The sequence below is a fragment of the Sphingobacterium sp. UBA6320 genome, assembly GCF_002440335.1.
GTDB lineage: Bacteria > Bacteroidota > Bacteroidia > Sphingobacteriales > Sphingobacteriaceae > Sphingobacterium.
Window position 1 is genome coordinate 105,852 of sequence record NZ_DJTA01000028.1, and the last position, 15,968, is coordinate 121,819.

Annotated in this window: 8 protein-coding genes; 1 reads left to right on the plus strand and 7 read right to left on the minus strand. The window is 35.5% G+C overall.

Features of this window, described 5'->3' with window-relative positions:
- Nucleotides 1-166 precede the first annotated feature (166 nt).
- The 4 genes from B3P23_RS17395 to B3P23_RS17410 all read right to left on the minus strand — a co-directional run bounded on the left by B3P23_RS17395 (nt 167) and on the right by B3P23_RS17410 (nt 7,944).
- The gene (locus B3P23_RS17395) at nt 167-1,441 is read right to left on the minus strand and encodes a glycoside hydrolase family 88 protein (RefSeq protein ID WP_293928406.1); all 1,275 of its coding nucleotides are present in this window, start codon (nt 1,439-1,441) and stop codon (nt 167-169) included.
- Nucleotides 1,442-1,464: 23 nt separating this feature from the next.
- Nucleotides 1,465-2,733, minus strand: coding sequence for a DUF2264 domain-containing protein (locus B3P23_RS17400; RefSeq protein WP_293928407.1), 1,269 nt, complete (start codon nt 2,731-2,733; stop codon nt 1,465-1,467).
- Between the two features lie 167 nt (nt 2,734-2,900).
- Nucleotides 2,901-4,652, minus strand: coding sequence for a RagB/SusD family nutrient uptake outer membrane protein (locus B3P23_RS17405; protein WP_293928408.1), 1,752 nt, complete (start codon nt 4,650-4,652; stop codon nt 2,901-2,903).
- Nucleotides 4,653-4,665: 13 nt separating this feature from the next.
- On the minus strand, nt 4,666-7,944 hold the full coding sequence (locus B3P23_RS17410) for a SusC/RagA family TonB-linked outer membrane protein (protein WP_293928410.1): 3,279 nt from the start codon (nt 7,942-7,944) through the stop codon (nt 4,666-4,668).
- Between the two features lie 132 nt (nt 7,945-8,076).
- On the opposite strand from B3P23_RS17410, the gene B3P23_RS17415 reads away from it, so the two are divergent.
- Entirely contained in the window at nt 8,077-11,943 is a 3,867-nt protein-coding gene (locus tag B3P23_RS17415) for a hybrid sensor histidine kinase/response regulator transcription factor (RefSeq protein WP_293928412.1), read from the plus strand.
- A gap of 743 nt (nt 11,944-12,686) precedes the next feature.
- Here the strand turns inward: B3P23_RS17415 and B3P23_RS17420 are convergent.
- The 3 genes from B3P23_RS17420 to B3P23_RS17430 all read right to left on the minus strand — a co-directional run bounded on the left by B3P23_RS17420 (nt 12,687) and on the right by B3P23_RS17430 (nt 15,943).
- On the minus strand, nt 12,687-13,934 hold the full coding sequence (locus B3P23_RS17420; RefSeq protein WP_293928632.1) for a glycoside hydrolase family 88 protein: 1,248 nt from the start codon (nt 13,932-13,934) through the stop codon (nt 12,687-12,689).
- 448 nt (nt 13,935-14,382) lie between these two features.
- Nucleotides 14,383-14,742, minus strand: a complete 360-nt coding sequence (locus B3P23_RS17425; RefSeq protein ID WP_045753969.1) for a CoA-binding protein — start codon at nt 14,740-14,742, stop codon at nt 14,383-14,385.
- Nucleotides 14,743-14,752: 10 nt separating this feature from the next.
- A complete protein-coding gene (locus B3P23_RS17430) occupies nt 14,753-15,943 on the minus strand; it encodes a serine hydrolase domain-containing protein (RefSeq protein WP_248754929.1) in 1,191 nt (396 codons plus the stop codon).
- Between the last annotated feature and the right edge of the window lie 25 nt (nt 15,944-15,968).

A 15,968-nucleotide genomic window follows, 5' to 3' on the forward strand; every position in this document is an offset into this window, starting at 1 on the left:
CACCTTTTCTATCCTTAAAAAATCAAACGATGAAATATAAACCAAACGTAATACCGGCTTACTCAGTAAATAATAAATACCAATTTACAACAACCTAATAACAAAAACACCTATACCTAGTTGATAAAGCTAGGTATAGGTCGTTTAATCAGAATATACAGTCAATTTAAATTTTTATGATAGGCTCCCCATCCAATAATCGTTTATATCGAACTAAAGCTTCTACATAATAGTAGTCCGCATACGTCAAAGGAACATCAACCTCCGTCTCATGTGGAATGGACCCTACACTATGTTTTAAGATATACCCTCCCGATTCCTTATATTCTGCTTTATAAGGTTTAGAAGACAATGATCGCAACATCTGCTCCGCTTTGACGATATATAATTGACTCTCCCCTCCATCGGTATATTGCGCAAGTTCCAACAATGCAGAAGCCATGACTGCGGCAGTTGACACATCACGCAAATCTTTCTGATTGTAATATTTACTAGAAGTCGTCAATTTATTTTGATCCATATCCCAATAAGGAATCAGATCTTGAGGTAAATTGGGATGATTCAAATAAAACTTTGCAATATTTCTTGCCTGCTGTAAATATTTTTGATCATTCGTTTCCCTAAACATCATAGTATAACCATACAAGCCCCAAGCCTGACCTCTGGACCAAGTTGATTCATCAAAAGCACCTTGTGCAGTCTTCCTAGATATAATACTTCCGTCCATACTATTATAATCAACCACATGATATGAACTATAATCTTTTCTGTAATGATTGACCATGGTTGCATCAGCATGTTTAATTGCGATGTCAGCATAACTGGAATTTCCTGTCATCTTAGATACTTCCATTAAAAACTCCAAATTCATCATATTATCTATAATAACGGGATATGTCCAAGATTGCCCATCCCAGTTTTTACCCCCATCCCATGAACGAATAGTCTTTGTAGCATCCTTATAACGTGTCGCCAATGAGGCAGCACCTGTACTCAGTACATATTTATAGGAAGTAGAATCATTTGTCAACCTTAGTGCATTTCCAAAGCTGCAGTAAAGCATAAAACCCAGATCATGCGTACCTTTATTATTCTTTTCTTTCTCCAAATATTTCAATTTTCTTTTGGCCTCATCTAATAATTTCGGATCCTTTGAATACTCATAAAGGTACAATACAGTACCTGGATAAAAACCAGAACACCACCAGCTAGATCCCCAATTCACATATTTACCATTTTGGAAAGTCGTAGGAATACCAGCTTCTTTTACAGAAGAAGCGAGATAACTAATCTGTTTCTTTGCATCTTCCAGGTTTTGATTCACAAAAGCTTGATCAAGGGTTAGCCTATCCTTCACCAACTTTCTTTTACCTTGGCACGAAGCTCCCTGAAGAGCAAATCCTATTATTCCAAACAGGATTAAATAATTTCTCAAGTTCATTTAAAAAGTAATTTTTGTGGTTTTTAATAATTTACATAATAATCTTTTGGAAACTGTTCGGCATCCCAGCATTTTTGCGAAGTCCATTTTTCAGGATTACAAGTCCAAAATTCATCATTAGCCGGTAGCCCAAGAGGAAGAAAAGACAAAGAGGCTACATACATAGAACCAGCATTCGTATAGTAATCTGCCAGATTCTGTTGCAAATCGCCTACCACCCCCATACGAAGCCATCCTGAAGGTGAAAAAGTCTTATCAATATAAATATTTCTCAATACTGCTGTTAAAGCTGCACGTACTTGTCCCTTAGAAATATCCTCCGGCAATTTATTTTCAAGAGCCACCGCAGCCAAAGGCTGAAACGCTGCATTCTTATAAGTTGAAGATCGACCAACCACCATATAATAACCTTCTGGAGAAATCATACGTTCCAGATGATGTGCATAACGTTGCATTCTTTTATAAGCGCGATCAAACATTTCTTTATATCTCTTATCTACGCTTATATTATGACGCAAGGTTTCCACCAGCATATTATGGATCACATAACCATTATAATGATCAAAACTAAAGTGAGCGCCATCGCTGTACCAACCATCACCCACATACCATTCTGTATCAAATTTGTTTACAGCATAATCTATTTTCTCTCTTGCGCACTCCTCCCCGATGTCATATAAAAACGTTTCCGTCATTGCCGCAAATAAAAGCCAATTACTTTCATTTGGTTTAATTTTACGCAAAAGTTTAAATTCTTCTACAACTCGACTTTTAGTAAGGGGATCTAAAGGTGCCCACAGTGCAACAGGAGCACGCAGAAAAGCTAGAGCTAAATGAGCTGCATCAACCAAAGTTTGCGAAGAGGGACCACGCCAGGTAAAATAATCTGGAGATCTAGGATCTACTCCATGTTTTATTCCCAATAAAGCCTGCTCTCTGAATTTTTTACGCACCCTCCCCTCATCCGTTCCATCATCAGGTAAAGCCAACCAAGAGGCCATACCTGCTAATAATCGACCAAAAGCCTCTAGATAACCCACACCAGGATCACGCTTATCAAAAGTCGGACTGACCTCCATCGGCATATTTCTTCGCCATTGCTCCTTACTGATATTGGTTAATATCGGTGATGCCATCTTACTTAATATGGCTACCCAATAAGCACGGTCATTTTCCTTTCCAAAACAATGCAGTGCCTTTTGATGACCAGCCTCTACTTGCATGGGTACAGAAGTCGACAAGGTCCCTAATCCAATTCCACCTAAAAGCTTCAATAACAACCTTCTTTTCATTTTTTTTATATCTATCTATGTGCACTAGATGTTCTTATTTAATAACCTAAAAGTCTAAAAATCATATTTTTGCATTAAAAAAGCAATCCTAAAAATATCAACCGACTTGTCAAACGATTGCACAGACGGTTGATATCAAAATCTTTACAGAATGATCAAAATTTAACTTAATTATCCCAACCAGGATTTTGAGTAAGATTTGTATTTCTCTCCCTTTCTAACTGTGGTACAGGCCAAGTAAATAAATGGTCTCCCCCCCAAGTGTATGGTGAATTCACTCTACCCCAAACTTCTTTAATACCATTTCCCGCATAAAAAGACGTCGCTTTAAGAGTTTTCCAACGCAGTTCATCAAAATAGATAACACCCTCACACATTAATTCACGACGTCGCTCATCACGAATTTCCTTACGCAAATCATCTTCACCGATACCTAAACGAATAGGCTGCACACTCGCACGAGTACGCACCTCATTGGCTTTTATAACGGCCTCTCCAGGCTTATGCAATTCATTCAGAGCCTCTGCCCATAACAATAATATATCGGCATAACGAATCACGATATAATCATAAGCTCCCGCCTCTCTGTTAGGAATACCAGGATTTGCACCCGTATAGACAAATTTTCGAGGATAGTAATAAAAATTTGGAACAATGTCCGTACGCAAATCAAATACACCTCCAAACTCCTGACGATATGGCCATCTCGAAGTAAACACCTGATCAGTTGCACCATTAGCCCCCACAAAAGTCGAATACGGCAAAATAACATTACTTGACAGCCTAGGATCTCGATCAACATAAGCAGCCATAACACGTTGCTCATTGCTCGTAGGAAGGTACAAAGACATATCTAAACCCTTTTTCGTCATATTAGCTATTTCCGTAGCTGTTAAGTTATTTCTTAAGAAAAATACCTCACGTTTTATGGGATCCATAGCATTATAACCCGGAATATAATCGTTCCAATTAAATGGTGAACCGTCCTTCTTTTGATAACGGTCCACCGCATCAGGGTGCACCAAGAACGTATTCCAATTAGAACCAAATGCAGATCTAGACCCAAATCTAAATTGATAATTTGACCCATAACCTGGTAAAGCAATATTCTGAATACTTAATATAATTTCAGGACTTTTCTCATTTTCACCTTTAAACAAATTCTCATAATTTCCGAAAAGAGTATGTCCAAGATCCTTCACTTTTTGAAAATCATCTATAGCTTTTTGCCATTCTTTTCTGTACATATACACTTTTCCTCGGAGAGCATAAGCAGCAGATTTTGAAATTCTTCCAAAATTCGAATTTGTCGCTTCATATCGATTTGGAAGATTAGTTTCGTTAATACAATCAGTCAAATCCTGTACAATCAAATTCCACACCTCATCTTCTGTATTTCTAGGCTTATCTACCTTATTCCATTCAATCGGTTCCGTATATATTGGAATACCTTGGTATAGTTGATTTAAACGATAGTAATAAAAAGCACGCAAAAATTTCACTTCCGCAAGCAACCGTGATTTTTTAACCTCCTCAGTTGGAGAAATATTGGTCAATCCATAGACTGCATCATTAGCTCGATGAATCCCCTCATAAAGATTCTGCCATTCGGAAGAAAATATTCCAGAGGACGCTGTTGCAGTACCATTCATTAAAACCGAATTATCTCTTCCCTGCAACGTAACATAAGTATCATATTCATACAGCATCTGTCCATTACGCAAGTTTTGATATACACCCGTTACACCTTGATCAGTTAGGTTGTCCGTTAACCACATATTATTGGTTAATACCTGTGTTTTTGGTACCGTGTCCAAGAGATCATTATCGCAAGAAGATACCGATATTGCTGTCGCCAAGCTAGCAACAAGCATTAATTTTTTACTCCAAAATGTATATTTTATATTTTTATTTTTCATGATCAGTCTATTTTTAGCATCCAAAATTTAAACCCAATGCATACTGCTTCATTGTTGGGTATTCAGCACCTGCTCCCACTTCAGGATCTAACCCAGGGAAATTGGTAAACATCAACAAATTCTCTCCAGAAAAGAATATTCTTAAATTTCTAACCTTAAATTTCTCCGTGAGCTTCTTATCAAACGTATACCCGATTTGCAGATTTCTCAACTTAAAGAAATTTGATTCGTACAACCAATAATCACTAGACTGATTATTAATATTTTCTGCAGAGGTACCATATTTCAACCTTGGAAAATATCCATTTTGATTTGTACGCGGATCATCAGGATTATTTGGATTATAGAAGTAGTGATCGTCAGCAATTCGTGTCGTCACCTGATTTCCAGAAATCAAGACATTGTTATTATACCCATGATCATTCCAGTAATACTGCGCACCAGACTCTCCTGACCAAATCATAGACATATCCAATCCCTTATACGAAAATCCAAGACTAATACCGTATATATATTTTGGATTGACAGAAGTACCGGTAAAATATTGATCCGCAGTATTTCCATATACACCATCTTGATTAAGATCCGAATAAATTAGATCTCCATAATATAAAGCAGTACTACCGTACACATCACTGATTTTCTGACTCGAGTTTAAGAAGGAATAACCAGTAGCCTTCATCGCTTTTGCCCATTCATAGTCTCCCTCAGTACGAATCATTCCAGTAGTTGGACCTCCATGAATATTAACAGAACCATCCGCATTAAAATAAGAGCCATCCCCTTTATAGACTTTACGCAAATAAAATTCATTTAATTGACTTCCTTCAAGAATACGGTTGAGCCCCCCGCTAGAAACATCTCCTAAGTTTGTTTGCCAAGTCATTTTTCCTGTACCATCATCAACAAATCCTTCTTTCAACTGACCTTCAAATTTGATTACCCTATTCTTATTATAAGAAAAATTACCCCCTATATTATATCTGAAATCTCCAATCTGATCACGCCAATTTAAATTAAACTCAACACCTGTATTACGCATTGCAGCTTGATTAAAAAAAGGAGGAGTCGTCGTACCCGCAGTAATTGGAACCTCTGCAGCACGAATAATATTAGACGTCTTACGGTCATACACATTCAATTCTACAGATGCACGGCGTTTTAAGGTCGCAAATTCTAATCCGATCTCTTTGTTTTCAGCTTCCTCCCACTGCAATAAATCATTGCCAAAACGAGACAACTGTAAACCATTCATTTGTGTACCATTGAAAGAGTAACCAACCAATCCGTAGACACCGTGCCAACCGTATACATTAAGACCATCTCCCCCATCATTCCCCAATTTACCCCATGATCCACGAATTTTCACATCCTGTATGTAAGGATTCACAGCAGCCATAAAAGATTCTTTTGACAGCATATAACCCAAAGAAAAAGAAGGAAAAGTTCCATATTTTCGATTACGGCCAAACTTCGAAGCACCGTCTCTACGAAGACTAAACTCAGCCAAATATTTAGAGTCATAATCATAGTTCACACGACCAAAGAAGGAACGCATCGAATTATCTGATTCATCTCCTCCGATAGATGACATTTCAGTTCCTGTACCAATATTAGTAATGGTTTCATCAATCAAACCTTTCTTAGAAGCACTGAATCCCGAATCATTATAATAAAATTCGTTATGTCCAATTAACGCACCGATTGTATGCTTGCCTATTTCCGTATTATAGCGCAAAACATTATCAAAAGATTTTCTATAAATTTTCCCATAGGATTGACTTGTTGTCAGCTGTGAAGGCACAGTTGGAGTAACCACCATATTCAGGGTAGAGAAATCATATCGAGCTGAAGGATTTTGATATCCGGTAATCTCATCAAAACGCGACTGATAATTAAATTTGGTTTCAAATGTTAAACCTTTCCAAAGTTTAAGATTAGCGAAAAATGTAGAATTCAATCGAGTTCGCTCATTACTCCCTTTATAATCATACAGATACAATAAAACATTATTTAATTGTGAAGACTCCCCTGAATTTAAAACGGCTCCCCCAAACTTGTCTTCATACTTGGGGTAGATACCCGGAGTTGTTTGACGCAAAAAATTGTAAAGATTAGCATCAGAAGCCAATGAACGATGTTCATTAACAACGAACGTTTGTGTTCCTACAGTCAAGAAATCGGTTACATCAGTTTCCAAGTTAACACGTCCTTCGTAACGCTTCATTCCTGTATTGTACATGATACCGGGATTATCTTGAATTCTTCCAGATAAATTAAAACGAATTTTCTCACTTCCTCCCAGTACACTCACATTATGATTCTTCAACCAGCCATCTTCATAGATCCAGTCCCCCCAATTGGTATTAGGATAAGCAACATAATTAGGTAACCCAGAAGGAGCTAAACCATTTGGGTCCGCATTGGCTGCAGTCCATGCATCAATTGCAGACTGTGTATACTGTCCAGTAGTACCAATATTTGCAGCTGCTTCATTAAATAAATTCATGTGGCGCACATAATCATTAACAAATACAGGCTTAGCACTGGGTGAGGTCCTTGAAAATAATCCTGAATAATTGATCTGCGGGCCTTGTCCAGCTTTACCTTTTTTAGTTGTTATCAAGATAACCCCATTTGCAGCACGTGCACCATATATTGCTGCAGATGATGCATCCTTCAAAACAGAAATACTTTCAATATCTTCTGGATTTACCGCATCCATTACACCTTGTATCCCATCAATGATAACTAGTGCGTCATTATTATTCATAGTTCCTACCCCGCGTACTCGAATAGTAGCACCATCACTCCCCGGTTTGCCATTTCCTACTTTTACCTGAACTCCTGCTGCTAAACCCGAGAGTGCAGAGGAAACATTAGTAACTGCACGATTTTCCAGTTGTTTAGCATCAATAGTTGATATGGATCCCAGTAATTTAGCCTTTTTCTGCGTTCCATAACCCACGACGACAACTTCATCAATAGCAGCATTTCCGTCCGCTAAAGTGATTGTAATAGTGGTTTTTCCATCGACAGAAACTTCTTGATTTTGGTAGCCTACATTAGAAATGATCAACGTTGCATTACTCGGGACAGAAATGGAAAAATTTCCAGATTTGTTAGTCGAAGTCGCTACTGTTCCTCCTTTTTCTTTGATCGTTACGCCAGATAATGCCCCACCTTGACTATCCGTTATTCTTCCAGACACAGAAATCTTTTGCTGAGCCATAGTCGTGCCTACCGTAAATAGCATCATAGCCGATACCCCGACTGTGTAAAACTTTGCCATATTTTTGGATTTAGTTTATATATTAATTAATTGGTTTATGCCTCAAATTTGAAGCATAATCACAATAATAGAGGGTGATTTTTATAAATTTTTAGGGGTAAAATTTTAAATTTGACCTATAAACCAGCCAAAATGAATAATCAGCTAAATCTACTACGATGTTTTTTAACCTTGGGATTCTTGATTGCTCATTGCTATGCACAGGATTTTCGATTTGAACAATTAAGTCAGGAGAATATTCTTGACAAACAACCGGTTCTCTCTATTGCACAAGATCAAAAAGGTAGGCTTTGGTTTGGAGGAGCGGACAATCTTTTTGTTTATGATTCAAAAAATGTCTCCAATTTACGGAGATCTGACACCACACTAAATGATATTGAGTATATTATTAAAATTGGAATTAACGCAAAAAATGATCTTTTTATTGCTACCTCTACCCATTTACATCTATATGATATTAATCGACACAGATATATACAAAAAAACAGTAAACCCTTTAAAGAAAAGATAACCGTTCTAGACATTCAAACGCTATCTGGGCAGACTTTTCTTTGTGCTAAAGATGGGCTTTATCGTGCCAGCCCCACAGCATCTTCTTACAAACTTGAATTATTATTAGCCCGAGATAAAGTTCACACCATTACACAAATAAGTAGTGATACGTACATCATTGCAAGTCTACAGGGCATTGAAATGATACAATACAAGAATAAAAAGCTTTCTATTATATCCAACTTACAGCTGCCGATTCCATTACAAGAAGAACGTATTATAAGTTCGCTATTATATGACAAAGACAACTTATGGGTAGCAACTAAACTTCACGGTATTTATCGATATGAATTTAAGAATAAGACTTGGGTCAACCTTCATATAGGAAATAGCAATTTATTGAGTAATAATGTCCGTAAAATCACTAAAAACCCGCAAGGAAATATTTTAATCGGTACACTCAAGGGGTTATCTGTATTTGAAAAAGAAAATTATTTTAACAATTATCAACATACTACCTTCAACTATTCGCTATCACAAAACTCCATCTACGATATTTTTATAGATAATCAAAAAATTGTCTGGTTAGGCACCTATTTTGGAGGAATAAATGCCATATACCCAAACGTTCTACCTTTTACTATATATGCTACGCGATCAAATAATTTGCATCGTTTAAATAGTGACATAACAAGCAGTTTTGCACAGACAAAAGAGAAGTATTGGATTGGGACAGAGGAAAATGGAATTAATATCATCAACAAAGCAAGCGGAAATAGCATTTCAGTTCCGCATCTAACAAAATCTAATCTCATCAAAGACCTTTACGTCCGAGAAAACAAGATTTATGCTGCTCAGTACGCCGGCGGATATAATGTCATTGATATCCATAGTCATAAAACGAATCATTATTATCTAGATAAAGACTCTTTCGATGTTAAGAATAATATTTTCGCTATTTATGTCGATCCATCTAAAAAAATCTATTTAGGAACAAATAGTGGATTATTTACTGTCGAAAACAATCAGATTCCTGTTCGAGTTGAAGAGATAAGAAGCAGAGAAGTTACAGACATTCAAGAAGACAGCAAATCTCAAATATATCTTTTACAAGAAAGTAAATTATATGTAAAAAATCAAACCTCTATCTTTAAAGTTATTCCCGAACTAAAGTCGCATTCAATAAAAGGTTTTTTCATCGATCCCTTGGATCAACTTTGGTTTACCACTGACAGTGCACTTTATAGTCTGCAAAAAAATGGTGAAGCAACCTTTCACGTCAAGTTCAATAAAAATAATCTCGGTTGGCCCATCATGATCGACAATATGCTCTGGATCACGAGTGAAAATGGCTTAATTTTCTTTAACCCTAAAACGAAGTACACGAATATTTTAAATCAAAATGATGGTTTACCCGTTAAAAATTTGCAAAGTGCAAAACTGTTCCATGGTGAAGAAGGAAAATTATTCTTGACGACTCTAAATGGGTTAGTATCCATAGATACTAAAAAAATAGCCTTCAATCATATTTTACCTACAGTTTTATTAAGAAATATCTATATAAATGAAAGTACACTGCCATTCGACCGAATTCATGCTACAGCAACGAACAATCATTATCAAATAAGATTACAACACCATGAAAACTATTTAACAATCGATTTTTCAAGCTCTAATTTCATCAAGCCACTAAAAAACAAATACAGATACAAGTTAGATGGGATTGACAAAGATTGGATAGAGACCAATTCAGCAAACATTAAATACACCAATATACCCGAAGGAAGACATAAATTAACCATATTTTCTTGCAACAACGATATGATTTGGAGCAAAACTCCTCTAATCTTAGATATTACGGTACTTCCTCCATTTTGGCGCACCTTGTGGGCATATCTTTTTTATGCACTATCATTTGCTTTAGCCATTCATTTCATAATAAAATTCATTGTGGAACGTGAAATTTTAATTAATTCAGAAAAAGAACACGAAAATAAAATTAATTTTTTCACTCAAATTTCACACGAAATTAGAACACCACTTACCTTAATCACAGCTCCGCTTGATGAATTAATAACAGAAGTGGCCAATCTTCCAACTACACAATTTAAATTAATACGCATCAAAAAAAATGCAAACAAACTTCTAACTGTAGTAAATGAATTATTGGACTTTAAAAAATTTGATGATCATAAACAAGAACTCAAATTGACATCAATTTCATTCAGAGAATATATCGAAGATACTTTTTATCTATTTAATGATTTTGCCCAAACAAAAAATTTAAACTATTATATTAAACACATAGATCCCATCGGCATCCAGTCAATTGATACCATACAATTTGATAAAGTGATGTTCAACCTACTGTCCAATGCTATTAAATATACCCCTGAAAATGGCACAGTCTACTTAGAAGTTATTCAAGATGAAAAAAGAATCACCATTCAGATTGTTGATAATGGCATCGGAATTACATCAACCAACCAATTTAAAATATTCGAAGAATATTATAGAGAAGATCAAGTAAATGATACTATCGGCACTGGTATAGGATTAGCCCTAACTAAAAAAATAATCGAACAACATGGTGGAGAAATTCATTGTCAATCCAAGCACGAGCAACAAGAAAATTGGACTATTTTTACCGTGCACTTGCCGAAAACATCAAATCTTGATTACAGTGAGACTGACAATTCCGTTCAAAGCATTTCTCCATTATCCGCTTTCCCCGCTATTGCAGAAGTAGGATTACAAACGACAATCCTCATTGTTGAAGATAATAAAGAGCTATTAGAAATAATTGCCAATATTTTTAAAGATAATTTCAATATTATTCTTGCTCATAATGGCGAGGAGGCATTAAAAAAAGCGGAAAAAATAGTACCTGATCTAATTATTTCTGACTTCATGATGCCCAATATGAATGGAATAGAGTTATGCAGAGCTATCAAGAACAGTATCATTACAAGCCATATTCCATTTATTTTATTAACCGCTTTAACAGACCATCAATTACAAACTGAGACTTTACAAAGTGGTGCAAACATTTATTTAACAAAACCATTTGATAACAGTCAACTCTTTTATTCTGTACAAAATCTCTTAAATATAAGTAAAAAGCGAAGCCAGAACTTTCAAATAAAAGCGCCCATTAGTGATAACGAACAAGACAACAAATTCATTCAATCCTTAAACAGGCTTATCGAACATCACCTACTATCAGATTCATTTGACGTCAATTTTATTTCTCGTGCTATGGGAATGAGTGCTCCAGTACTTTACCGTAAATTAAATGCCATTACAAACCTTTCTCTTAATAACTATGTTAAAAACTATAGACTAAATAAAGCAAAAGATCTATTGCTTTCTGCTCTCAATATAAGTGAAGTAGCTTATGCTGTGGGATTTTCAGACAGAAAATACTTTAGTAAAGAATTTAAAAAACTCTTTGGACAAAATCCTTCTGAATTTATTATTAAAGAACAGCGTGATTCAAATGAATAATAACGTGTTAGTAGTTAGCATGCTAAATTGTTTATGTATTAATTGTACAACATAGTAATAATGGGGCAATAGTAGGATTACTTTTTGCCTTCGGCTAGTACTTTGTTAGCAAACTTGAATCCCTATTTCCAAACAAGTGATCGCTTGTTGATCAATGGAACCGTTATTTCCAAAAAAACTGTCCTGAGTTGATAAACTTAAACTACTATTTCCAAAAAACAGATCCTGTGTTTAGAAATAGTAGTCACTTGTTCCCAGCAATGTACTCCTTAATCCATAAAGTGTTCCATCCTTTTAAATCATCGATTACTTATTTTCAAAAAGGTGATGGTTCTTATGAACAATGGAACACAGTTTTAGAAAACGTGATTTTCTTTTTAAAAGATTGGATTCCTTTGCCAGAGGATGGATTCCTTTTTTGAAAATAGGAACTACTCTTAGTCAAAGAGCGATTGCTCAGAGCCAAAAAGTAGTTGCAGAAAGGTTCACATGAGCTCCTAAAACGGATAATTTAAGCTTTAAAAAGTGTTTTTACACAACAGTCCCATATAGTGAAGCTATAATTGATTAAGGTTGCAATATGGTTGTTCCACTAACTATATCCATTCTTACCGTATAGTCTACTTATCCTAGAGCTCCAAAAAATTCAGTTTTATAATCAGCTCGATCATGATCGCTTGGCATATAGAATTGCAACTCACATTGTCCAAAATAATAAAGAACTGTTAGAGAAGTAAAAAATGTCATTTAGCGATCTCCTGAATAATAGCATTTCCCTCTAGAAGTCTTTTGTATCTAATCAATGCTTCAACATAGTAATAATCGGCATACGTCAATGGTACATCTATTTCAGAATTCAAAGGTAGTGCCCCTACACTATGTTGTAATAAATAACCGCCATTCTTTCCATACTCAGCCTTATAAGGAGCCTTAGATAAATTTGTGAGCATGGTCTCCGCCTTAGTAAGATAAAGCGTCGACTCCTTACCTACTGTATATTGCGCCAATTCTAGTAAAGCAGATGCATACAATGCCGCTGCTGAAACATCACGTAGATCTTTCTTAGCATACATTTTACTAAATTGATCAATCTTATCCTTATCAAAATCCCAATAAGGAATTAAATCTTGCGTTAAATTGGGATGATTTAATATATACTTTGCAATATGTCGAGCCTGATTTAAAAATTCCTTCTTCTTGGTCTCGCGATACATCATGGTATACCCATAGAGTGCCCAACCTTGCCCTCTAGACCATGCAGATTCGTCAAATGCACCCTGATGTGTTTTTTTTGCAATAACTTTACCCGTGTTCACATCGTAATCAATAACATGATATGAGCTATAATCTTTTCTAAAATGGTTTCTCAATGTTGTCTCGGCATGTGTTACCGCCAAATCATAATACCTTTTATTTCCAGTCATTTTTGAAACCTGCGTCAAAAACTCCAAATTCATCATATTATCAATGATGACAGGATAATGCCAAGGCTTGTGATCCCAAGACCGAATAGTCTTTGTTGTCTCATTGAAACGAGAAGCGAGCGAAGCTGCGCCAGTAACTAATACATCTTTATATTTCACAGAATCACCTGTTAGACGTAAGCCATTTCCAAAACTGCAAAACAACATAAAACCTAGATCATGTGTCCCTATATTATATTTTTCTTTCTCCAAATAAGGTAACTTCTCTTCCACCTTTTGTAGTAACCCTCGATCTTGAGTTCCTTCATATAAGTACCACAGTGTTCCTGGATAGAATCCAGAACACCACCAGCTCGATGATGAAAAGACTTCTTTATTATTTTCAAAAGTTTTAGGAAATTTTTCGTTTGGGATCTCATTTGCCAAGACTTTAATTTGTCGAGCGGCATCATTCAAATTCTGCTGGATAAACTCTTTCGATAATTTCAGATCGCTGGACTGGCCTTGCACAGTACATATTCCTAAAGCAGAACATAATACCATGAGAATCTGTTTTTTCATTTTCATCATAATTGCTATCGTCTTAATTTGCTACTATTTTATACATCACTTGATTCTTTAATTCCTTACTATTTATTGCAACATTTATTTTATAAGCGTTTCTCCCCACACTTTTAGCAATCGTGGATCTTCTATGTTTTTTGTTTCTGAAGAAAAATGAACCGTTCCCCTTTCGAAATATATAAAGCCATTTTTCCATTATACGATGTCAGAAGCACGATAAATAATACATAAGATTGGAATTAAAATAATATATGAACTTCTCACAACTTGGGCTCAATTGGACTCTAAAGTGTACTTTTTTTAGTAGACACACAAGGGAAACTTACGAAATCGTTTGAGAAGGGAAGGCATAAAAAAGGGTTATACTGGCTTTTTAAAACCAATATAACCCTTTTTTATGAGTTAAATACGGAATATAAATTCCGATAAAGTATAATTACAATATTTCAGTCTAATACTGTCCTGTACTTAAAAGAACCAGTGTACAAGCATTTTCAGTATCAATACCTAACTTATTAGCAAGTACCGCTAATTCGGGATTTTCAGCACCAGGATTAAAGATAATTCGCTTTGGCTTTGTTGCCAATATGTAATCCATATAGCCCTTCTGATTTGCTTCGCCGACATACATCGTGATCGTATCAATATCCGCATGAATTGGTCCCATTGACTCTATTGCAACACCTGCAACTTCACCCTTCTTAAGACCTACATTCACAATATCATGTCCATATTGCTTCAATTTATGAGCAGCTTTATACGAATACCTTTCTGGATTAGTACTCGCTCCTATTATTAGCGTTTTTTTCATAACTCCTTAATTAAACATCATCAGCCACATTACCAGCATCATTATAAACACCCTTCCTCAAAATAGGCATACCTAAAATTTTATACAATTCATCCAATTTAACTAAACTTCCATTAGTCATATTCGATAACAGTACAATCGTGACATTATTTTTAAGATCCCTCACATACAGATTGCGAAATCCGTGCCACCATCCGGTATGATAGATTATTACATCATTATTTCTATGAAAAGTACGCCATCCCAATCCATATCCAAATATTCCATTTTTAGATTTCGCACGGTCGACATAAGCAGAATCTAATGTTTCTTTCTTTAATAATCTACCTTCATTCAAAGCTAAATCTAATTTATATAGATCCCTTACCGTACTATAAATTCCCTTATCTCCCAGAGGCCCATCTTGAAAATTTTGAACAACAGATCTTCTCCATACTTTATCGTGACCGATAACATCTGTAGGAATTTTTTCATAAATAGCCTTTGACAATGCTGCCGTATTTGTCATGCCTGCCGGATTAAAAACATTTTCCTTCATCCATTCCGCATAACTTTGATTAGTTACCTTTTCAATAATGGCACCTAACACCATGAAATTCGAGTTGTTATAAAAGAATTTACCATCTGGTTTTCCATATCGATTCGGCTTAAATTCTATCAGCATATTCATGACATCTTGATTGGTCATGCCCTTCTTCTTTTCCTTCCAATGCTGCTCCGAAAAATAAACATAATTTGGCAATCCAGATCGGTGAGACAACAATTGTTTAATTGTGATATCTGGATAAGGAAAATTCGGATAAAAATCATTAATGGTTTGATCCAATTTCAATTTCCCCTCCTCGACCAATTTCAAAATACCTATACCTGTGAGGGGTTTTGAAACAGAAGCCAATTCGAATTTTGAATCAATTTTCAAACTATCTTTTAAAAGATAATTGGCCCAACCAAATGAATTTTGATATAAAATCTTTCCATTTCTTGCAATCAGCACATTACCATTAAATCCTGATCTTTTATGCAGATTTTGCATAAATGCCTCAACTTTCGGATCTGCTTCAGATGGATGGTATATGAGTTTTAGACTATCAGTTTTAGCCTGTTCAACTAATGCCTTTTTTTGTTTTTCTTCTTTCGAACTACATGATACTGTTGCTATGATAAGAACAGCAACTAGACTTTTTAATATATATAACTTCACTATTTAACGGATTCTATTTCTTTTC

Coding starts and splice junctions, on each gene's coding strand:
- B3P23_RS17415 (WP_293928412.1), top strand. CDS start 8,077: ATGAATAATCAGCTAAATCTACTACGATGTTTTTTAACCTTGGGATTC.
- B3P23_RS17425 (WP_045753969.1), bottom strand. CDS start 14,742: ATGAAAAAAACGCTAATAATAGGAGCGAGTACTAATCCAGAAAGGTAT.
- B3P23_RS17420 (WP_293928632.1), bottom strand. CDS start 13,934: ATGAAAATGAAAAAACAGATTCTCATGGTATTATGTTCTGCTTTAGGA.
- B3P23_RS17405 (WP_293928408.1), bottom strand. CDS start 4,652: ATGAAAAATAAAAATATAAAATATACATTTTGGAGTAAAAAATTAATG.
- B3P23_RS17395 (WP_293928406.1), bottom strand. CDS start 1,441: ATGAACTTGAGAAATTATTTAATCCTGTTTGGAATAATAGGATTTGCT.
- B3P23_RS17400 (WP_293928407.1), bottom strand. CDS start 2,733: ATGAAAAGAAGGTTGTTATTGAAGCTTTTAGGTGGAATTGGATTAGGG.
- B3P23_RS17410 (WP_293928410.1), bottom strand. CDS start 7,944: ATGGCAAAGTTTTACACAGTCGGGGTATCGGCTATGATGCTATTTACG.